Source organism: Halosimplex aquaticum (assembly GCF_028747785.1).
In the GTDB taxonomy this organism is placed as follows: domain Archaea; phylum Halobacteriota; class Halobacteria; order Halobacteriales; family Haloarculaceae; genus Halosimplex; species Halosimplex aquaticum.
Genome location: NZ_CP118159.1, coordinates 102,582 through 125,303 on the forward strand (window position 1 = coordinate 102,582; position 22,722 = coordinate 125,303).

13 protein-coding genes and 2 pseudogenes are annotated in these 22,722 nt (G+C 53.9%); 10 read left to right on the forward strand and 5 right to left on the reverse strand.

Features of this window, described 5'->3' with window-relative positions; genetic code table 11:
• Positions 1-50: 50 nt before the first annotated feature.
• Positions 51-983 (reverse strand): hypothetical protein, encoded by a 933-nt coding sequence (locus PSC72_RS24160; protein WP_274326249.1) that lies wholly within the window; start codon positions 981-983, stop codon positions 51-53.
• 67 nt (positions 984-1,050) lie between these two features.
• On the opposite strand from PSC72_RS24160, the gene PSC72_RS24165 reads away from it, so the two are divergent.
• Positions 1,051-2,073 carry a sacsin N-terminal ATP-binding-like domain-containing protein gene (locus PSC72_RS24165; protein WP_274326250.1) on the forward strand — a complete coding sequence of 341 codons (1,023 nt, stop codon included), beginning with the start codon at positions 1,051-1,053 and terminating at the stop codon, positions 2,071-2,073.
• Here PSC72_RS24165 and tnpC read toward each other — a convergent pair.
• On the reverse strand, positions 2,000-3,364 hold the full coding sequence (tnpC, locus tag PSC72_RS24170) for an IS66 family transposase (RefSeq protein WP_382261839.1): 1,365 nt from the start codon (positions 3,362-3,364) through the stop codon (positions 2,000-2,002). The genes PSC72_RS24165 and tnpC overlap by 74 nt on opposite strands.
• Before the next feature lie 52 nt (positions 3,365-3,416).
• On the opposite strand from tnpC, the gene PSC72_RS24175 reads away from it, so the two are divergent.
• Both PSC72_RS24175 and PSC72_RS24180 read left to right on the forward strand, forming a co-directional pair.
• Positions 3,417-5,345: a protein NO VEIN domain-containing protein gene (locus PSC72_RS24175; RefSeq protein WP_274326251.1), complete on the forward strand. Its 1,929-nt coding sequence runs from the start codon at positions 3,417-3,419 to the stop codon at positions 5,343-5,345.
• Between the two features lie 95 nt (positions 5,346-5,440).
• Complete coding sequence (locus tag PSC72_RS24180) at positions 5,441-8,083, forward strand: DUF1156 domain-containing protein (RefSeq protein WP_274326252.1); 2,643 nt, start codon at positions 5,441-5,443, stop codon at positions 8,081-8,083.
• Between the two features lie 191 nt (positions 8,084-8,274).
• Here PSC72_RS24180 and PSC72_RS24185 read toward each other — a convergent pair whose 3' ends face one another.
• Positions 8,275-8,592, reverse strand: coding sequence for a hypothetical protein (locus tag PSC72_RS24185; protein WP_274326253.1), 318 nt, complete (start codon positions 8,590-8,592; stop codon positions 8,275-8,277).
• Between PSC72_RS24185 and PSC72_RS24190 the strand changes: the two genes are divergently transcribed.
• Genes PSC72_RS24190 through PSC72_RS24200 form a run of 3 tightly spaced genes read left to right on the forward strand, consistent with a single transcriptional unit; the run spans position 8,575 to position 14,624 of the window.
• The gene (locus tag PSC72_RS24190) at positions 8,575-11,529 is read left to right on the forward strand and encodes a DUF499 domain-containing protein (RefSeq protein WP_274326254.1); all 2,955 of its coding nucleotides are present in this window, start codon (positions 8,575-8,577) and stop codon (positions 11,527-11,529) included. The genes PSC72_RS24185 and PSC72_RS24190 overlap by 18 nt on opposite strands.
• Positions 11,530-11,568: 39 nt before the next feature.
• Positions 11,569-14,193 (forward strand): DUF1156 domain-containing protein, encoded by a 2,625-nt coding sequence (locus tag PSC72_RS24195; protein ID WP_274326255.1) that lies wholly within the window; start codon positions 11,569-11,571, stop codon positions 14,191-14,193.
• A gap of 35 nt (positions 14,194-14,228) precedes the next feature.
• A complete protein-coding gene (locus PSC72_RS24200; protein ID WP_050038546.1) occupies positions 14,229-14,624 on the forward strand; it encodes a hypothetical protein in 396 nt (131 codons plus the stop codon).
• Between the two features lie 16 nt (positions 14,625-14,640).
• On the opposite strand, the gene PSC72_RS24205 is transcribed toward PSC72_RS24200, so the two are convergent.
• Positions 14,641-16,440, reverse strand: coding sequence for a hypothetical protein (locus PSC72_RS24205; protein ID WP_274326256.1), 1,800 nt, complete (start codon positions 16,438-16,440; stop codon positions 14,641-14,643).
• Entirely contained in the window at positions 16,433-17,665 is a 1,233-nt protein-coding gene (locus PSC72_RS24210) for an AAA family ATPase (RefSeq protein WP_050038548.1), read from the reverse strand. The genes PSC72_RS24205 and PSC72_RS24210 overlap by 8 nt, the downstream gene beginning before the upstream one ends.
• Before the next feature lie 138 nt (positions 17,666-17,803).
• On the opposite strand from PSC72_RS24210, the pseudogene PSC72_RS25515 reads away from it, so the two are divergent.
• From PSC72_RS25515 to PSC72_RS24225, 4 genes and pseudogenes are all read left to right on the forward strand, one after another.
• Positions 17,804-18,361 (forward strand): annotated as a pseudogene (locus PSC72_RS25515) (AAA family ATPase); the annotation flags it as partial.
• 45 nt (positions 18,362-18,406) lie between these two features.
• Entirely contained in the window at positions 18,407-19,663 is a 1,257-nt protein-coding gene (locus tag PSC72_RS24215; RefSeq protein WP_328518203.1) for a DUF4143 domain-containing protein, read from the forward strand.
• Between the two features lie 57 nt (positions 19,664-19,720).
• Positions 19,721-21,476: pseudogene (locus PSC72_RS24220) on the forward strand (DEAD/DEAH box helicase).
• The gene (locus PSC72_RS24225) at positions 21,469-22,659 is read left to right on the forward strand and encodes a hypothetical protein (RefSeq protein ID WP_274326258.1); all 1,191 of its coding nucleotides are present in this window, start codon (positions 21,469-21,471) and stop codon (positions 22,657-22,659) included. Before PSC72_RS24220 ends, PSC72_RS24225 begins: the two are co-directional and overlap by 8 nt.
• The last annotated feature ends 63 nt before the right edge of the window (positions 22,660-22,722 follow it).

Below are 22,722 nucleotides of genomic sequence, written 5' to 3' on the forward strand. Positions count from 1 at the left end.
CAGATTTCACCACAGCGTTCCATACGACAACTTCCATATGTATATCCGGCTCACAAGGACTCTCGCACGATGTTGTCGAACTCGATCAGGATGGACTCGGGAACGAATTGCTCGAAAGTCACGCTTCCTTCGCTGAACCTGACCGTCACTCGAGGATGTAATGGCTCGCCATCTTCTGGGGACTGGACTACAGTCGGTACCGATACGAGTCCCGTCGCTGCGGCGAGTTCTGTGTCACCACGGCGGACCAGATCCTCGACGATCGGGTCGTGACGGACGTCGGAGATGCGTTTTCCATCCGGCTCCTTCGAGCGAATTTCGATTTCTCTTGTGTTATCCTGTGAATTGAGGTTCCGGAGTTGGAGCGTCGAGTATCCATCTACGCACGCGTCTTCGAATCGGCCTCGGGTTCCGGCATCGAGAAACGAAATTCGTTCTGTTCCATCCATCTCGTAGTACTTCGACACAGCGCTGGCTGTGGCATCTGCAGTCTCTGTATCGCTGGCGCGTACTGCGAGAAGTTGCGACCTGGGTTTGAACGTCGCGACGGTCGTCTCCCGGTCGTCAGGGGCGAGTGTGAGCTGTGTTTGTGATCCAGTTTCCGGCACCTGGCAGATGACGTAGATACGGTCGTGGTCCCTGATTGCTGTCTCGACATCAGGGCCGTACGCTCCAGAGGAACTCTCGTTATTGCTTCGTCCGAGGGCGTCATCGGAGGAGAGTCGGTGCAGGCCGTCGACCCGATAGTAATAGACGGTGGGTTCGCCGGCGAATCTGAGCTCGGAAGCGGCTCGCCGGAGTTCGACCTCGGATAGCTCGTCGAGGAAACTCTCGAAATTCTTGTCGTCGACGTCGATGGAGATCTCGGCTGCCTGGAGGACACGCCGGCGGGCCGCTCGTGTCGGAAGAGCCTGTATGAGTTCCTGCGGTGAGGCTTCGTTCTGAGTAGGGTCAACAGGGAGGTCCATATCTGAATCAGACACGTTACTACCAGTCGTAGTGTGGCCGTTGGAAGTTATATGTTAAGAACATCTGATTTACCAGCAATAGATGGATGCCAGCAATCCAGACGAATTAGTCCGGAACATACGAGAACAATATTTGGCTGATTCACCTGATCTGGTGAGGACGAGTCTTCACGGTCACTCGAATGTCGTCCAGATGAACTTCGCCTCGACTTATTTCCCGCTCGAATTCATCCAGAACGCAGACGATGAGGGTGCCAGTGCTGTTCGTTTCCAAATCCGCAAGATCGACGGAGACTGGTGCTTAGAAATTCTCAACAACGGGCGTGAGTTCACCGATAGTGCACTCGTGGGCCAGAATGGAGATGCCGATGACGTCAAGGACGACGTAACTGGACTGTGTGCCGCTGGCGTCTCACCGAAGCATCCCCGTGATCACATCGGTTTCATCGGTGTGGGATTCAAATCGATCTTCGAGATCAGTCAGTGTGTCGAGGTTCATTCCGGTCAATTCCATTTCTCGTTCGATAGAGAACGTGCGGAAGAGCACGGTGATGAGATTCCTTGGAGAGTCGTCCCCTGGAGTTGTAAGCCTACGGAGGAGACAGAGGTTCCTACGAAGATCGACGGAACCGAGTATACTACACGGTTTGTCGTCAGGCTGGATGAACGGGGCCAGCAACTGCTTTCCGACGACGAACTCTTTGAACCACTCCGGAGCGAAAACATCGACCGACGTGTGTTTCTCTTCTTGAAGGACGTACGTGAGCTATCCATCGATGATGACTACTCGGACAGCTCACGGCGTATTAGTCGGACAGATGAAATCCGTGATGATGGATTAGCCTCCTCCGTTGAGGAAGCAAGACAGTGGTTTCCCAGTTCAAAGCAGGAAACAATTAGAGACGAGGCAGACGCGCAGTTCGATCCTATCGAAGTTGTAGAACTCGAGGAGTCGTTATCGGATGGAACGACGGAGGCGGATACGTGGGTACTGTTCAAACATCTCTGGGAGGTGCCGGAGAGGTACGTGTTTACCCCGAGGACTCAACGGCCGGCACAGCCTGATCTCGTGAAATCATCTCGTTGTTCCGGGAGACTCGCTTGAGCTCGTCGTATGGATTGCGTCCCTGCTGGCGCCATGTCGCCAGCAGGGACAGCACCGTCTCATGAACGAACATCCCGCGGTCATTGCGGAGCGTTCCGATCAGTTTCCGGAGAACCACCGGCTCACGAAGCGCGTTTTCGGCGGCATTGTTCGTCGGAGAGACCGCTGGCTCACCGACGAAGGTGAGCCAGTGGTCGAGGCCACCTTCGATCTTTCCGAGTAGTGTTGCCACTGGTCCGTCGGGAACTGACCGTTCAATCAGTGATTCAAGCTCTCTCCGCGCCACACGCTGGAGCTCTGCTCGCTCACGAATGGTCAAGTCGCTCTCCAGCCGGGTCTGGAGAGCGACGTACAACTGTTTGAGAGAGTCGTAGATCGGTTCGCCTTCCGGTTGCTTCTCAGCGGCATCTTCAGCCTCTCGCAAAATATGAGCCCAACACCGCTGGAGATTGTCGCTGAAGGCTGGATAGGCTGTCCACCCATCACAAATGACCGTTCCCGCGAAGTCCTCGCCGAGGACTTCCGCGGGAACATCGCTTCCACGACTCTCTCTAACCGCGTAGAGCGTGTGGTTCTCGGTGGTGAACGTCCAGATCCATGCTTGCTCACCATCTCGCTTGATGCCTGTTTCATCGATGTGGACAACGTCGGCTTGCTGGATCTGGCGACGGATCTGTTCGTATTCACAGCGACCGGCGCGCGCAGCGCGCTCGGTCGCGTGCCACGCAGTCGCACCTGACAACTCCAGTCCGTGTAGCTGCTCGAAACGGTCTGCAATCTTCCGATAGGGAAGGCGGTAATCGTACCGCGATAGTGCTGATTGGGCGATAACGTTCACCCCGAACTGCCCCTCATCGGGGCAGTCGGGGTGTGTAGCGACTGTCTCGGTTCCACAGGAGTCGCATCGGTAGCAGTGGCGGTTGTACTGCGTGAGTTCTGGTGGTTGTGGATCTGGTATCTTCTCGACGAGTCGGGGGCTGACGCCCACCGACTCGTCGAAGTGTTGGCCACACTCTGGACAGCAGTCACGGGTGACCTCAACTTCTTCGTCCAGATCAGCGGTAGAGCGCCACTCTGGCTCGTGACCGTCTTTTCGTCCGGGAGTGCCGCCGTCAGTTCTGACATCGTCGTCTTCGTCATCTTGCGAGGTCGGGGACTCGTCAGTCCCCGACCGTCGCTTACTCGGTGGTGTATGTGGATTCTCGTATTTGCGAAGCCGTGTTTCGAGTTCTTCGATCCGTTCGTCTTTCTCCTGAAGCTTCTCCTCAAGATCGTTGATTCGTTCTTCCATCTGGAGAAACCGCGAGAGAAGTTCGTCTTTGCTGAGGTCATCTCGATCCACTATGACCACCTCAGCGGTCCCTCAGCAGGGTCACCGGGATGGTCTCCGAGCGGAGACCATCCCTGGAGAAGTTCAATTAGCCCTTGCTGAGGGTTCATATACCCCCGGTTGGTCGCCTGCTACGAGACAGTGGCGAAATTCATTGGGGCTAAACACGTACCCGGAGAGTATCCAGGATGATCCGAAGACTGAGCAGTATATGCGAGGGGGGGTGGACTATCGTGAGGTGTTCATCGCCTGTATCGTAGACGAAGATAGTGGGTTCGCCCGGCCAGAGAGCGGCACACTGCATACCGGCGTATTCAGCTATCTTCCTCTCAAAGAACTTGAGACTGACTTCGACTTTCTCGTTCACGCAGATTTCCTCACGCCCGCTGACCGACAGACGATCAAGCAAGAGCTTCCCTGGAACCGCGAGATCGCGCAGGGCGTAGTCGAGTGTGCGAAGGATGTCCTCGATGTCGTTGCCGGCCACAACGATTGGTGGACAGACCTTGGCGTATTCGTTCCAGAAGGACGGGGAGACACATTCGTAACGACTGAGATCGTCGACAAAATCCACGAGCACGTCGAGAACTCGAAACTGGTTCGGGATCAGGCGGGTCAGCGAATCAAACTTGACGACTGCCAGGTGGTTGACGAACACATTCGCGAAGCGTTCGACGCTGATCAAGTTGAGGAAGCGGGTGCTTCCCGCCCCATCCACGTGGAACACGAAGATATCTACCGGACGGTCAAGGGACGGAACTCACTGGGACTTCATGACTTCCTGCAGAGCCACGAGGTAACGTCTCCTCTCGAAGAACTCACCGACAACACTCGAAAAGATACCTTCGAGAAAATCTATAACGGCCTCTCAACCAAGAGTTCGTGGAAGCAATCCAAGACCCTCAGCTCAACTGGTATTCCTCTTGAAGATGGAAGAGTCGTGGGCACTGATGATGTGGAACAGGTCTATCTTCCGCCTGCTGAGCTTGACCTGGGTGAGTTCGAAACTGAGAACCCGCTACAAGAGGTCCGGTCCTCTCTCAATATCGTAGATAGTGACCTTGCCGAGCAAGAGGAGATTCGGTCGGTGCTGGGTGGAAACGATGTGGATGAATTGACCGAAGGAGCATTGATCGAAGAGTGGCTCCAGACCGTCAACTGGGGATCACTCTCGACGAACGATCGACACCTCGCAGCGGCGATTCTCTGTCGAGCATTCACTGACGGCGAGTGGGAAGTCGGTGAAGATCCGCTGGCCCTTCGACTACAATCTGAAGATGGCTCCTGGCTCTCGCCATCCGGAATTCTACTCGGTGAAGCCTACGCTCCGACTGTGACAGACGATTCAGATGCTTCGAGTCAAGATCTCCAGGCTGCACCTTGGTTTACCACAGACACGGTGACCGAAAACCGCGGTATCTTCGCTGAAGCGGGAGCTGACGCTCTTAGAACCGGTCCTCGATACGTGAGTGAAGCGTATCTCGAAACATTCGACGAACTCGATGTCGACGACTGGAGGCCATTCCTTCGGAAACTTGGAGTCGACTCGATGCTAGATGAAAAACACACGATTGGAGCGCTGGGAGAGCTCTTCGTGAAACTGCAGCTGGAAGCGAAGCAAGGCGTCGACGTGAGGCAGGCGAAGATCGGTCGGGATTTGGACGTCGGCTCAATTGGTGACCCCGATGGGCAAATTATCGAAGTCAAGTCAACGGCAGAGTCGAAACAGGACTTCAATCTGAATACTACGCAAACGCAACTGCTCGAGAAGGAGGCAGACCGATATCGTGTGTACAGGGTGACTGAGGCCCTGTCGACAGACCCGATTGTTCGCTTTGCAGATGCGGAGACGGCCCGTAGTGCAGGGACGTTCAAACTGGAGTTCTCGAGTAACGATTGGCAACGACACTCTTCACCAATGGAGACGAGGTCCTCCTACTGATAGCAACATTACTTTTGCTGGACTTCAACTTCGTGTGAGACCGGCGAGCGTAGTACCAGTTTTATATGTCTCTCGTGAAAATGGAGGGACATCAGATGTCTGAGCAGCAACAACGAGAGGAAGGCCGTCCTGAACTCCCTATTGAAAACGGCTTCCCGATTGAACGTGTAAATGAAATTGCAGCGAAAGAAGGCCGCGCTCGACAACATTACCGACCGATTTATACTATGCATAAATGGTGGGCACGCAGGCCTGGATGTCTATTTCGTGCCATCTCTCTCTACTCCTTGTTAGACGAAACCACGTCTATAGATGATCTCGATCTCTATGAGCCGGGAGAGAACCAAACTCTGGGCGATCGTGGTTTGACTGAAGATGATTTGCTGTCGGCGATTGGAGAAGTCGACATGGAGAATCCAGAGCCACTCTGGGACTTCTATCCTAAAGACGTTCGTATAAAAGGAAAAAAAGTCCTTGACCCGTTCATGGGCGGGGGGACTTCTCTTGTCGAGGCTTCACGGTTTGGTGCGGATACTGTTGGTGTCGATCTTAATCCCGTAGCTTGGTTCATTACGAAGAAAGAACTCGACGCAGGGAACACAAGCGTTGAAGAACTAGAAAGGGCCTTTGACGAGGTCAAGAGTGAGGTTGCTGATGAGATTTTGCACTACTACCAGACACCATGTCCGAATGGTGATCACGATGCCGACGTGATGTACAATTTCTGGGTGAAAGAGTTAGACTGTGTGTCCTGCGGGCACACGGTTCCCCTGTTCAGAGATTACCGAGTTGCGGCAGGAAGATATGAGAACGACGACAAGTATAACGTACTCTGTCCGGACTGCGGTGATGTTACATTAGTAGATAGTTGGCAAGATGAAAGTGAGTGTAATGGATGTGGATTTGAATTTATACCCAAGGAGGGGAACGTCACGCGTGGTGGGTATTACAACTGTCCTGAATGTGGTCAGAAAGAGTCTATTACAGACGGTATTCAGGAACAAGGCGGATATGATCTCCGCCACTATGCTGTAGAATATTATTGTGGTGATTGTGATCACAAAGGTAATCAGAAGAGCTCTTACAAAGGCTACAAAAGCGTAGATCCAGCCGATAAGCAGCTCTTTGAGGAGGCAAAAAGAGATTGGGAAACACGCACTGATCTTCATCAATATGTACCTGATGGAGAAATTCCACCGGGACATATGACTTCTGAGCGGAACCCCGTCTTCGACCATGGATACAGTGAATGGACAGATATGTTTAACCCTCGGCAACTACTCTGCCTTTCTACTCTGTTGAAAGCTATCGAAGGTGTTAGTGACACCAATCTCCGTGAACATTTACTCCTGGCTTTCAGCGATTCGCTGAATTTCAACAACTCCTATACAGGGTATCAAGCAAGTATGAACAAGATACAACATCTCTTCAAGACGAACTCCTTTGATCCCCCTCAAAAACCGTGTGAGGCTAACCCGTGGGGTACGAAGTACGGCATGGGTAGCTTCCAGAAGACGTTTGAGATGGTGAAAAAAGGAGTCAAATATGCCAACTCTCCGACTGAGAGATATGTGGAAGATGGGGACACTGTAGAAACGCCTGAGTTCTCCCAGCCGATTGGTAGAAATTCGGAAGTTTACCAAGATGATATGCGAAACATCACTGCTGAGAATTCCTTTGACGCAGTAATTACTGACCCACCATACTATGACAATATCATATACTCAGAAGTTGCTGACTTCTACTATGTCTGGCAGAAAATTCTGCTGGAAGACGTCTACCCTGGATTCGATAAACAAAAAACTCCTCGAACAGAATCCATTGTAACTAATCCCTATCTGGACAAAACTGCAGAGGACTTTGAGCATGAAATGGGCGAGGCTCTCAACGTAATCAACCGTGCTCTAAAAGAGGACGGGACTCTGGCCTTCACGTATCATCATAGCGATGAGGAATCTTGGGGTGAGCTCCTTGAATCTCTCTGTAACAATGAATTTGAGGTTACAGCCACGTATCCCATCAATTCGGATCTTCACAAATTTATTGGAGGTGAGTCAGTATCGTTCGATATCACCATCGTAGCACGGCCAGCTAAGTCGTTAGAACCGATCTCATGGAATTCACTTCGGCGTCAGATAGTTAGGACTGCACAGATTACTCGAGAAACTTTAGAAGAAAATCGCGAATTGACAGGTGGTGATATCGGAGTTATTGAGATGGGGAAATGTTTCCAAGAGTATTCTAAGCATCACGGCGAGGTTCGACGCGCTGGCGAAGTTATGTCTGCTAAAGAGGTTGTGGAGGAAATCTACGGGATTATCCAAGAGGGTGATCGTGGTGAAGAAGACGTCTATCTCGATTTACTTGAGGCACCCAAACCGACCTATGACGACCTCAACAAACTCCTCCGGCGTTCGGATGCTTCGGAAGATCAAATGGAAGACATGAGACTGATCTCAGAAGGCGGTGACTTCGTCATCTACGACTGGAGTGATGAAAAACGCCAAGCCTACGTGCGCGACAAGGTCGAGTCTGGCAATGGCGATCTGACAAATCTTGATAAAGCGCATTATCTTCGCTATTGCTATGAACACGATGTTCCGCACGATGAATATTTAGATCAATGGCACGACGATGCTCTGCAGGAACTTTGTGAGGGGTTAGCGGAGGCAACGTTAGATGAAACGTATCTCAAGATGCTACGAGTAGATACTGACATTCTCTCTTTCGGAGAGTAGCTGACTCCCTTTTAGACGAGAGTTCCTCTCTCAGGCTTGGTTCTCGGATTGAGATGGTGGTATAACCATCCCAGAAGCAATAATAGACATAACTATGTTGCTAATTTTGCTATAATGAGGTCCAACTTCTCTAATCCCAATTCAATAAAATCTAATAGTGATTTCTACGAGTACATTCATAATAGTGCCCGTCATCGTGTCAGGCATACATGAGCGCCGAAGGAACTCTCGACACGAGCATCGATGACGTACTGACGCTCAGTCAGGAACTCACCGAGGGTGATGGTCTGATCAAGGGCCAGATCCGTCTCTACGACGTTGACAGCGATGCGGACACGCTGGAATCCGACGCACGACGGTTCTTCGACCGCACGCTCCTGACCGGTGGACTCGAAGACTCCCTGAAGCGTCTCCGAGATACCCTCCAAGGCGAGGACAACAACCGCCTCCACGAGATGTACGGTCCCTACGGGACCGGGAAGACCCACCAGATGGTGGCGCTCTATCACTGCTTCAAGTCTCCTGACGTCGTCAATGATTGGTCCGATGGCCGGGTCGAAGGTCTCGGTGACGCCCTCCCTGACGACGCTCTCCCGATTGTTCTCTCATTCCAGAAGAAACAGTATGAATACCTCTGGGAGCCCCTGTTCGAGAAACTCGATTACGAACCCGACGAAGACGATTACGACGACGAAGGTGGCTACCCGACGATCGACGTCATCCAGGACGCCGTCGGTGACCAAACGGTCGCGTTCTTCATGGACGAGCTGGAGGACTTCTTCCAGTCGCTGAAGGGGGAGCGCAAAGGCGCGAACAAAGGCTTCCTCCAGGCGCTCTTCGAAACGACGACCCAGCCGAATACGGAACTCTTCGCGTTCGTTTCCGTCCTCCGCGAAGGCTCGGACGTCCACGATATTCTCTCCCGTGAGCCCGAGCGCGTCCAGGTCAATATGTCGAACCAGGTCGAGATCGAGGACGTCCTCCGCCACCGTCTCATCGACTCCATCGACGACCGTTCCGCGATGCGGTCGCTCGTCGACCAGTACATCGAAGCCTACGCTGACACCGACTACGTCGACCTCCCCGATGGGCTTCGCGAGGACATGTACGACACCTACCCTTTCCACCCGATTCTCATCGACTCCCTGAAGACGCGGTACTTTGCGGAGACTCAATCGGGTGCAACCCGCGGCATGCTCTATCTCTTCGCGAAGGTCCTCGTCGACCGCTACCAGGAGACGGATCTCATCACTCACGGCGTGGTCGACGCCGTCGATTACAACGACGAGCTGGGGCGTATCAACGTCGAACACTCCCGGGCTGACCGCTGTTACGACGACATCGATGAACGCCTCGCCGACGCCGACATCACCTATGGTCGCCCAATCCTCAGCACGGTCCTCATCTATTCGCTCACACCTGGGCTCGCAGAGGGCGCAACCACCTCTGACATCGTCATCGGGACCTACCACGCCGGCGACCGCATCAACGACATCATCGTCGATCTCGAACGTCTGCAAGGGGAGGTCTATCACCTCTGGCGTTCCGACGACCGCTACGTCATTCGCGAGGACGAGAACCCACGCTCGCTCGTGCGCAACGCGGCTCGCGACGTCGACGACGAAGATGCAATGGAGCTGATCGGCGATACGGTCGAGAAGACCTTCGGCGCCGGCGCACACGCCGTCGGCTTCAACGTCGACGACGAACTCGAGAGCGTCCCGGACAGCCAGAACATCAAGACCGTCGTCAAGAACGGCCCGTGGGACGAGGACAGCGTCGCGGAAGTCATCATGAACCAGCCCGCTGGCAGGCAGTGGCGGAATACGCTGGTGTTCGTCCAGCCCAAGAACGGAAAGTCGATCTCGACCACGTCTCAGCAGGAGAAGTTCCTCGGGAAAGCGAAGGAGGTCATCGGCGCAGAGATTCGGGCCGCCGATGAGAGTCTGGCAGAGGAGATCCGCGAGGAAATAGAAAAGCTCGGAGACGACTACGAGGAGGACCTCGCCGAGCGCTTGGAGAGCGCATACGGTGAGATCATCGACGGTGACGACCTGCTCAACGAGTTCGATTACGCGGCCGAGATGTCGCTGGATAACTTCGTCGCAACGGAACCCGTCCTCGACGCTGGCAACATCGCCGCAGCTGTCGAAGCGGACCCCTTCGACCTCCAGCGTCACGTCTGGGATATCGTTCGGGACCGACTCGACAGCCGATCCGAGACGACCATCGACGAGGTCTACGAGCAGTTCCTGATGGATCCGACGTACCCAATCCCCGGGAGCGTCGACAAGGTCAAGGACGCCGTCGAAGATGGACTCGACGACAAACCAGTCCTCGCTCACGACGGAAGCGGATTCAAAGACGAACTCCGCGGCCTGAGCCCCGATACGGTTCTCGTTCTGGAGAGCGAGGTCGAGAAATGGTCTACCGAAGAAGTCGAATCCGAGCTTCGGGGCCGGTTCGGTGCCGGAACGAAAGAGGTCGATCTGGGGACGTTCGAGCTCGATCTCCGCCAGCGCACGGATATCTGGATTCACGACCAGGACCCCGAGGACGCTGTCAAGATGGCTGCTGGACGGCTCGCGAACGCAGATCACTACGTCCTCATCAGCGGCAGTGAGATCCTCGACAAAGTTCGGTCGGACGCAACGCTTCGCGACGTCTCTGACGCCGAGACAATCGGGGCCAACGACGTCCGAACACGTATCGAGGAGACGATCGCGTCCGCCGGCGAGGCCGACACGAGCCAGGTGCTCACGGCGATCCGCAACGATACAGAGGTCTACCTCCCGCAGGACGACACGGATTCCGCGTTCCGAAGTGCCGTGAGTACGCTTCTCTCCGATGACTACCGCATCAAGACCGGGGGAGACTACGTGAGCACGCTCGGAGACAGAAAAGCGACCTCGGTCGTCGTCGCTCCGATGGTTCCCGACGACATCGGCGACCAGATCCTGGAGTATATCGGCGACCTCGACGAGGAGGCCACGTTCCAAGTCCAGGATATCCAGCGCGAATGTGCCTCGGGGCAGGCAGAAGCAGCAGTCAAACACTTCCTGCTCGCAAATCTCGGCCAGGAAGACCCCCATTACGTCGTCGGAGCGACTGGCTCTGAAGATCCTGCAGACTGGTTCCCCGGTGCTGGTTTCCGCATCCCACCGGAAGAGGGCTGGACCTTCGAGTATCAGGGTGACAGCCCCAGCGAGATGCGTCAGGAGTGGGACGAATCGCACGAGTCTGGCTCTGTCTCCTATGGCTCGCTCTCGTTCAACACGAATGGCGAAGATGCCGCACCAGGAGCGCTCCAAGGTGTCGCGACGTTCCAGCAGGCACATACTGATCTCCAGCTCGGGCTCGGTCAGTCCCACGAGGTAGTTGCGGATATTCTGGAGAACATTCCTGAATCTGCCACGGGCATCGACATCACCATCCAGTTCGAGTGACGCGCATGTTGAAATACGAAAACGGAGCCACCACTACCCATGCCTAATCCGGACTCGGACTCGCGGAACACGCTCCCCATCGAGCGTGGCTTCCCCATCGAGCAGGTAAACGATCTCGCGGACCGTGAGGGACGGGCCAAGCTCTACTACCGGCCACTCTCCACGATGCACAAGTGGTGGGCAAGGAGGCTGGGGAGCGTGTTCAGGGCAATTACGCTCTACTCTCTCGTTGACGACCCGGACTCTGTCGAGGTCCACGACCCCGACCAGACTGATCTGAACCTCACTGACTTCGGTGAAGAGACTGGAGATGGAAGCGAGACAGATATCGAGCAACTCATCGACGCTGTAAGCCTACGCGACCCAGACGCACTCTGGGACCTCTATCCGAAGGATGTCCGCGTGGACGGCAAGAAGGTTCTCGACCCGTTCATGGGTGGCGGAACCAGCTTAATGGAGGCAATTCGGTTCGACGCGGAGGTCACGGGTGTCGATTTGAATCCTGTGGCCTGGTTCATCTCGAAGAAAGAGCTGGAGGCCCACGAAGTGGACATCGAAGCTCTGCAGGAGGCCTTCGACGACGTTCGGGAATCAGTAGCTGGTGACCTCCAATCTCTCTACGAGACTGCCTGTCCCCATGACGCAGATCACGTTGCAGATAGCGTCTACGCGATGTGGGTGCGGGAGCTAGACTGCACCTCCTGTGGAGAGACGATACCGCTGTTCAAGGACTACCGTGTCGCGAACGGCCGATACGAGGACGATGACAAATACAATGTCTACTGTCCTGATTGTGGGTCAGTTTTCCTAACTGACGACTACAAGTCTGAGTCGGTCTGTCCGGAATGCAGTCACGAGTATATTCCCGCCGACGGCCCTGTCACCCGGGGCGGAAATTACGGGTGTCCCTCGTGCGGGCTGAAGTATCCCATCGTCGACGCAATTGCCGACGGACAGTCCTACTCCGAGAAGCTCTACGCGATCGAATACTACTGTCCAGACTGCGAGGACGAAGGGAAGGAGCGATCGACGTTCAAAGGCTACAAGCCAGCTACCGAGGACGACTTCACTCAGTTCGAACGCGCACGTGATGGCTGGGAATCAGACGAAGACCTGGGAGAGTACGCGCCAAGCGGCGAGATCCCAAAAGGGGCTATCACAGCAGCCTCTCGAATCAACGGGAACGACGTATTTCGCCACGGGTACGAAACCTGGCAGGATATGTTCAACGACCGCCAGCTATTCTGCCTCTCGACGCTTCTATCGGCAATCGACGATATTGAGGACCAGTCAGTCAAAGAGTATCTCCTCCTCGCATTCAGCGACTCCCTCATGTTCCAGAACCGATTTTCGCTGTACAACGTTTCTGGGACGAAAATCGAGGGAATATTCAGACAGAATTCGTACACACCGCGCGTAGAGTACGCTGAAAACAACGTTTGGGGAACGCGGGCAGGTCGCGGGACGTTCCAGAATACGTGGGAGAAGATAGTCAATGCCGTCGAATTCGCCCACCATCCGACCGAGCGATACCTCGAAGATGGTGAACTCATCCAGACGGAGCCCTTTGAGCATCCGGTCGGTGGGACATACTCACTCCATCAAGGAGACATCCGGGAGGTCGATCTTGAATCCGACTACGACGCAGTCATCACCGATCCTCCATACTACGATAATGTCGTCTACTCGGAGGTCTCTGACTTCTTTTATGTCTGGCAACGATTACTCCTGGCCGATGAGTATCAAAGCTTCACTCCAGATGCGACTCCTCGGGACGAGAGCATCGTCGCTAACCCAGTTGTGAACAAAGATGCGGAGGCATTTGAGGGGGAACTCCAGCAATCGTTCTCCCGCATCAGGGAAGTTCTGAAAGACGACGGCGTTCTCACGTTCACCTATCGTCACGGGGGCAAGGAGTCATGGGGAGCGCTCGTTCAGACGCTGTGTGATGAGGGCTTCGACATCACGGCAACGTACCCCATCTCTGCCAACCTCAGCGAGTTCATGATGGGGGATGAACTCTCCTTTAGCGTGATTGTCGTCGCCCGCCCTGCTTCCGGCAGAGAGCCGATCAGTTGGTCGTCGCTCCGCCGTCGGATGCACCGTGCCAGCCGACAGGTACGAGACGAAATTCGTGAAGGGCAAACCATCTCAGAGGGCGATATCAGCGTCGTCGAACTCGGGCGGTGTTTCCGCGAGTATTCCGAACATCACGCGAAAGTCCACCGTGAAGGTGCGGTAATGACTGCTGATGAGGTCGTCGAGGAAATCTACGATATAATCGCAGGAGATGTCTCTCCCGACGAGATCTATCTCGATCTCTTGGCGATGGAGGACCCGACCCTTGATGACGTCAACCGACTCTGTAGAGGAACTAAAATCAATCCAGATGACCTTCGTGATCGGTCACTCTTCGATACCAGTGATGGGTTCCGACTCACGAACTGGGCTGATGATGATCGACTCGCGTATCTCAAAGCGAGGGATATTGATGATCTCACAGCCCTCGAGCGAGTACAGCTTCTGAGGTACGATACCGAACAGGAGACGAGGACGATGGACGAGCTACGTGAGATGGAGGTCACCGGCGAAATGCTCGACGTTGCCACCGACTTAGCAACCGTTACTGGTGACGAAGCCTATCGACAACTCTTCCGGGACTAACGTATTTTACATCCCTGTGAGACATTCGGGATGACATGAGCGATATTGACGCCGTGGCGGGGATGTACAATATCATCGTCAGCGGGGAACGCGAATCCGCAGATTATCGCGTCCCAGTCGATGAATTTCTATCCAAATTGGAGAACAGAGATCTACCCGACGAAATCTGCGTCGTCGGGCTTGAGGATGTGCTCACGGATGAAGACGATATTCGAGATCGCTTGGTCTCGACGATGCGAAAAGAGATGGATTACCTGAACAGCCAGCGTCCGCTTCCGACGATTCAGTTCGTCGTCGAAGGGAACCTTCAGGGTGCTGGCGATTCCTTCGAAGTTGAAATTGACGATGAGTTCTACTCTCTGCGCCCGATCTTTGGCCGACAGATCAAGAAACGAGACTCGGGTTGGCTTGTTGCTCCATTCCGGATATAATCGCTTTTGACTGTGCTCACATGAGGGCCCACGGGCCTTCTGTGCTCACCTGCGTTTCTCCATCCACGGACTTCAGGAAGTATAGCGTGACCGTCCCGTGATCGTCGTTCCCTTCAGGATCGTAGACCGGGACACAAGTCGTTTCGTGACGGGGATACTTTGGATGATCTTCTTCATCGGTCTTCCCACAGGCGTCTTTGATCCGGGATTTTGTCCACCGACCCTGGTCGTCTAGTTCTGGTTTGTTTGGCCCGTAGGACGAGAACGCTATCGCCGAAATCACACGATCCGCGAACGTGGCAGGATTGTTGATGCTGAACGGCCCGTTCGTATCATGGATGTCGGAAAGATCGCCATCAGAGACGCCACTGAGACAGAGGTGTGCCTCAGTCGCGGCATCGAACACCCGGAGTTCGGGATACTCGATTGCCAGAGTTTCGAGGAGATATCCCTCGATGATATCCTCATAGGCATCGCAGGTAAATTCGTCGTCTGGTGAAACGATCTCGACTTCTGCCCCGGTCCGCTGTACGGGGAGGCGAACGTGCTGATATTGGGGGCACAGGAACGCCATTCGATTGGTCTCTGTCAAATAGGCATACGCGAACATCCTGGACCGGGACTCTGATTCGTTTGCTGGGTTCTTTCCCTCACGGTAGTACTTTGAGTCCAAGACGGCTAGCGTCTCGTCACCATCCGTGAGAAGATGGTCTGGCTCGTGGCGAGCCTCCGCATTCCCTGCGAAAGGATAGATCGACGGCTCAGGTTTACACTCGATATCGCTGAGCTGGTCGAGATAGTCAATAGTCCGTATGGATCCCACCTTTCGACTGAGGACTCTGTGGGAATAATCTTGGAACAGCGAATTCATGCTCAGCGCGTAGTCGACGAGTAATTCCTCGGGTCCTCCTCCGACTTGACCGAGCAACGCAGAGGCCAGAATTGACTGCGCCGTATAGAACGCCCGACGATAATAGTTGCGCTGTCTGGGGAGATCGTGGAGTGAGAGTCGTCGATAGACACCAACTTCCTTCTGGCTGCTAGCGACTCCCAGCTCTTCCATCCGTTCGACCTCTTGGTGGACCATCGAGAGCAACACATCCTGTCGCGGATGGCTGTGTCCGTCCTGGTCCTGCTGAAGTAGTCTCAACAGTAATTTTCCAGCCATGTGGATGGCCGAGTTTACCGGATTCCCATATTCGACCTGGGTCTCAACCCAAGTCGGTGCTGGATTCCCGGTTGCATGATTCATCAGCGTTTGCTCCACGTCAACCGATCCGAGTCCTTCGAATCCGTTTCGACGATTGATGTGGAGATTCCGGATGAACCCGTTCCGTCGAATCGTCCTGAGACCATGCACGTAGTTGATCGCGAGAATCGCGATGATTCGAGTGGACTCGACGCCGCTGGAGACTAGTTCGCTGAGTGGGACGCCGTAGTAGGACTGGGTTCTGTCGATGTCGTAGACTGTGAGCAGCATTTCGATGACATGCTCCCAGTCGACCTTGGGCTCGATCTGTACGTTCATCCCCGGAACCAGACTCACGATCCCGACGATATCCGAGGGCTTGACGTGAAGCGAGTTATCGACAAGCCGAACAGACAGAACTTGCAGGGCGTCTTCTTCAGCATCCTGTCCAGCGGCTATCCGCAACCGAGGACGTTTCTTGACGTACTTGCTGCCTTCTCGAACGAAGTTCGCTGCCCGTAGCTCGTCTTTAATCGACTCTCGATCGCACTCTTCGACGATTAGTTTTCGATTCTCCTGGACCGAGCACAACGACGTTCCGTATTCGTAACGAACAGCCTCACTCATACGCGCTGACGCCCATCTCGCGTTCTTCCGCCTCTGCTTGCCTGTTTGCGAGGTCGACCGCTGGTGTGAGGTCGAACGCCTCGAATTGGTTATCGAGCGTCTCGTAGTGACTTGCGAGCCGGTTAATCTGAGGTAGAGCTGCTGTATTCAGGAGTCTCGGTGCGATGTACGTGGCGAATGCCTGACCAACCGCAATGTTCTCTTCGCCGGCGTAGGGACCGCCGCTTCCGCAGGCGTGCTTGAGGAACTGAGTTACGTCCTCGTAGTGCATCGGGCCGAACTCCATTATTCCACCTTCCCCACTCGTCGTCGTCCCTGCGTTGATTCCCTGGTGGTGAGTCTCGAAGAGTTCTTGGAGTTTGTCGAGATCGATATCCACATCGGAGCCGAGCTCCCCGATCCAACGATCGAACAGGGCTGCTCGCTCCTCATCACCATATGTACTGAGCTCGATCATCGCAAAGCGGCGTGTGATTGCGTTGTCCAACTCGTTCACCGTGCGGTCCGACATATTCATCGTACAGATGATCTTCACGTTTTCGTTGAGCGTGAGCGGCTCGCCATCGTCGTCGCGGAAAATCACCTGCTCTTCGTCCTCGATGGCGGTATAGAGTGGACCAAAGACCTGAGAGATGTCTGCACGAGTGATCTCGTCGATTATCACAGCCCAGTTATCATCGTATTCTTTCGCCTTCTGGATCCCCTTTGAGACACAGCCTGCTTGGCGATGATATTCTATCTCACCGTCTTTCGTCTCGGGCTGGATACTCCCAGTGATATCTGCAGGCGTCCACGTTGGTGTCGCAGTGTGAATGGAATAGTCGATACAGGCTTCCAAAGCGAGTTGTTTGGCGAAGTAGGTCTTACCCGTGCCTGTCGGCCCATACAATACGATGGGTTTTCCGACCTCGATTGCTGTGAGTGCGTTTTTCTTGACGGTATCGGGTACGAGTGTCTCTCCTAGACTGTAATTTCGCTGTGCGACAGTCTGTTTGACCTCGAATGGGGTAACACTGGAAGTCAGGACTGCCTGCTTGACCTGCTCTCGGTCTCCAGATCGCCTTCCATCGATTTCAAGCTCGTTGACTAGGTAACGAACCGCATCTGGATCAGATGTTCGATTGATAAAGTCAGTAGCATACGTCGCGTTATTTCGGATAATGCCGCTGAACTCTTCCGCCTCCTCGCGGTCGTAGTTCTCGAAGCTCGGCTTCCCGCTGCTCATTATCTGATGAATATCGGGGGGCTACCATAAAACAACATGTGCGAGTGAGAGAACGAGCGAAAGCGATCTCCACATCGCGGAGGAGTGACCTAAAGACACATCACTATGCGCCTTAATCAGGAATATAAGACGCGTTCTATGTCATTCGACTCCGAGCCATTCACTTCTGGCCATACTCTGATACAACGGTTAGAGCAGTACAACCCCTGGTGGGATGGCGATCACGAAACCAGTATCTCTGCAGAATACTCTACGCTCAGGACTGCTTTCCACAAAACGTACGAGACTCTTCATGAAGATGATCGGCGGTTCGTGACTATTACTGGGCCGGACGGGGTGGGGAAGAGCACACTTCTCCAACAATTGGCCTCCGCCCACGTCGACCCAGATTTCATTGAGAAATTTATTCGAGATGCCAGCAAGCGAGAGCAGGCTCACGAGAATCTTGTCCCCTCCTCTAATGTTCTCTATCTCCCTCTTCGCGATGATCCTGTCTTCCAAGTCAGGCCGGAAGACCAGCTCCGGGCCGCCATCGATCACTTTGAAACACACGTATTGAGACGTCCTGACTCGGCAGATCACTATGTCCTTCTGGACGATCTTCATATCGTTGAGCGCCCGAACAAGCGCGGGAGCACAGAGGTCGGCCACTGGGAACGTGTGATTGCCGATCTGCTTGACGAACGGAGCGACCGTCGAATTGTTTCGACTGCCCTTTCAGCCGATGCCGTTCGAGCGCGTGTGGGACAAACAGGTGACTCGGCTCTCGATAGCCTCTCTCTTCACGAGAACATCGAGCTGTATACACTGGGGTTCGCTGACTTCCTGAGACTACGCCACCGTGATGTTGTCCTTGCTCCGCCGTCAGAGCGTTTTGACGGGACGAGCGTTCGGAATGCTCTCTATGAGGCGATGGACCAGAGCACTCCTGAAAGATTTGCTTCCGAGGTAGAGACTCAGCAGCAAGATGCGATTGTCGAGGCAACTACCGCCCGTCGCGAGATCGCGAACTACTGTACAACTGGCGGGGCAGTAACGCTACGACTCGCGGGGAGTGGGATTGATATTGAGGAGGAACAGTACGTCGATGTTATCCGAGGCCGTGGTGATTTCGATTTCAAAGCTTTGCAAGAAGAGACGTTCTCGGAGTGTAGAGAGGGTCTCTTGCGTGCAGCCACAAATCTGCGCGGAATCAAAGACGGACTAGGCTTAGAGCGATTCTTTGCTCTCACTGCTCACGAACACCCGACTCAAGACGTCGCATTCGATGATCTAGTGGATACTCTCGACATCGACCGCCGGACGCTTCGGGACAAGTATCTCAGTATCCTCTCTCGACTCCATCTTCTCTCCCCGTCACAGGAGTACGATAACCAACGACCTCGTCAAATTCGCTTCTATCTTCGCGATCCAGGCCTCACGAATGCTGTTTGTCGAACGAATCTAACTGACGTTCTCAGACGGGAGCCCGGACTACAGGAGGCCCTCGCAAAGTCGACTGCATTCGACCAAACCATTCGTCTATCGTGTGAACTCAACCACCAGGACGATCCCAAGCGGGGTCTCGTGAAGTTCTGGCCCGGTTCGAAGGGGTCTGTAGATTTCGTTGTAAAACTCAACGGCACTCCCGTCCCAATCCTCTGGTCATTCAATGAGGGAATCAACGAGCTCAGGAGGAGTATTGATACCCCTGATTTTGACGCTTTACAGGACTTTCTGGGGGGAAGTGCATCTGACAGTGAGCGAGACCCCATTGATGAACTTCTGTATATGCCAGTCTCGGATAACACTGTAAGGCGTCGACGGGAATACATTCAGAAGGATAGCTATGAGGGGTACATGGACGAAGATGAGACGTCGGTGATTGATGGCGCCCCCTCATTTGGAATTCTATTAACGAACGCTCGATCCGCACTAGAACGTGGTGTTGAAATATATGATGAAGGGCCAAAGCCGATAATCCAGATCCCCCTCTGGACGTATCTTCGGTTTATGTGAGTCGTTTTTAAAACTTCCAACATAACCTATTTGTCTGCCTACCTTTTTTCATATCCCATGGACGAGCAGGACCTCGTAGACATCGAGGTCACGCATGATGGCCCTGATGACCTGGTTGCATCATATTCCTCAGGAGTCGCTGATTTTTCGTTTCACAGGCAAACCGTCATGGCAAACCGCCTGCTCTCGGGTCAGCCTGATACGGAACTCCGCTCACTCTCGCGGGTTGACGAGGAAGAAGTCAAACTCCTCGAACACCAGGTAGATGCTGCCCATCGAGCGCTGTTCGAGATGGATGGCAAGGCCCTTCTCGCCGATGAAGTCGGTCTCGGCAAGACTATCGAGGTCGGGATGATTCTGAAGGAGATGCATTACCGGGAGACCAGCGGCTCAGTACTCATTTTGACTCCCGCACAACTGGCGAAACAGTGGCAGGGAGAACTTCGAGAGAAATTCGGTCTGGGGTTCGTTTGCAACTATGACGATGAATTTCAGGGATTTGACGCCCACGATCGCATTATAGCGAGTATAGACACGGCAAAGAGTGACCGGCATCGTGCGACAGTACTCGCTCGTGATTGGGATGTCCTCGTGATGGATGAAGCTCACTACGTGAAAAACGAGGACACTGACCGCTACGAACTAATTGACAAGCTCACCTACAACTACGCGTTCTTCCTCACTGCTACTCCAATCCAGAACGCTCACTGATCTGTACAATATCGTTTCACTGCTCAGACCGGGATTGTTCGGGAGCCGAGACACGTTCCATCATTACTTCGTCGACAACGGCCAGGAAACACTCGTAAACCGCGATGAGCTTCAACGCCGGCTGGGCCAAGTCATGATCAGGAATCGCCGTGAGGACACTGATATCGACTTCACGGATAGGATAATCGATACACGAACGTTCGAGCCGAGCGCCGCTGAGAAGGACCTCTACAATGCTGTGACTGACTACGTTCAAGAAGCGTACAGCCAAGACCGTGGCCAGAAGCTCGTCTTGATGCTCTTGCAAAAGGAGGTTGTGAGCAGCCCAGCAGCGCTCAAGCAGACGGTTCTCAAACAGCTCAACGAGAATAACGAACTCACTCACAAGAGCGAACTCGAAGAACTCGTCGAAAAGATCGATGCCATAGACACCGTAACCAAAGAAGAGCGGCTGTTCGATATCGTCGAGGAAGCCCGTGACCACGTTGAGATGGGGCGAGTCATCGTCTTCACACAGTTCCGACCGACTCAACGTCGTGTGTTGGACGCACTCGAGAAGCAGGGCTATACGACCCATGCGTTTCACGGCGGACACTCAAGTGAAGAGAAGGAGGAGATTGTCGATCGATTCCGAGAGGATGGCGGTGTTCTCGTCTCTACAGACGCGATGAATGAAGGTCGGAATCTTCAGTTCTGCAATATCATGGTAAACTACGATCTCCCGTGGAATCCGATGAAGGTGGAACAGCGAATCGGCCGTATCCACCGAATTGGACAGAAGCGTACGGTGTACGTCTTCAACATGGCACTCAAAGGGACGATAGAAGAGTACGTCTTGGACCGACTGTATCACAAGATCGATCTGTTCCAGCAGACTGTCGGTGAACTCAGTACGATTCTTACCCGGCTCGAAGACTCTGGGCGGAGTTTCGAAGACGAGATCTTCGAGCGACTCGCGAGCGCTGATTCCGAGATCGACCTCGAGAACGACTTCGAATCGATGGCTATCGATCTCGAAGAGCAACAGGATCTCTCACAGAAGGTGGAGAAGTTCAATAGCGGTGTCTTCGAGAGCTTCGACCTGGGGGCAAGCGATGACTGACGCTACACATCCCGTGACTCAGTCTGCTCTGGAGGCCTTCACTCGAGACTACTTCACCGGACTTGGTGCCTCGATTCAGGATAGCGATAATCGGTGGCAGGTTCGCTTACCGTCTCACGTCAACGTGGCATTCGTTGACAGCCAGGAATTCGAGGTCTTGCTAGGTGAACGTGACGCTGAAATAGACGGTGGCGGTATGGTTCTCTCTCCGGAGAGTGAATTTGCTCAGCAATTGCTCGACGAGGCTGCGGAGATGGCGCCCATTGGACAGCTCGCTCTCACAAATCATCTGATTGATGATTCCCATCGCTATCCATCATGGGTGACAGAGAGCGAAGTCTCAGTAGAGGATTCTAGCTTTAGCCCGTATTACGACCGAACTGCGATTTGCGTGTTCGTGAAAATTGGTGTGGAAACAGTAAGCGAGTATCAGACTCAATTTTTGGAGGCAGTCACGGTAGATGTAGAGTCTGAACAGCCACTTCCTGGGATTTCGGAGATCCTTGTTGAGGGTTTCTTTGCGCCAGGAGAACCGTTATCCTCTGACACGACGGGATATGACGTAGATGAGAGCTTGGAGGTGTCTTCTGAGAAGCTTGCTAATGCGGTCTCAGCCGGACAAAAGGCTGCAGTAGAGGCAGTTCGGGATGAGATCGTGGAGGTTCGCCAGTCTGCCTCTCGCTCTGCTGATTCAGAATTCGAGGAGTATCGACAGCTGCAGGAGCAACGTATCAATGAACTTCGGAATGAGATCAATCAACTTTCTGAGCGGCTTCAAGATCTGACTACAGATGTTGACGGTGCTGAGTCCCAACAACAACGTGTTGAGGCACTTGAGAAGCGCCGAGAACTGAAAAACGAAAAAGAAGATCTGGAGACGGAACTTGAAGACCTTCTTCAGGAGAAAACGAGTGGCTTTGCCCAGGAACGCCAGAAGATCTACGAGAGACACGCTATCGAGATCACTACTAAGCCAGTCGCTTCAACTCTCATTACTTACGAACGAGGTGAAATCGAACTCTCTGTGAGTCAAGACGGGCGAACTGACACTGTTCGAGCCCCGTATGCTATCGGGGCCGGCGTTACCGATGAAGTAACGTGTAAGTCCTGTCAGGCGCCACTTTCGGAGGCGAATTACCTCTCTGTCACTCCTGATGGGATTGGCTGTCGCTCCTGTCGGTAATCGCTGAACTCCCTACTCTACGCAGTGGAACTGACTCACGGAATCTCTTCCAAATGGGACTAT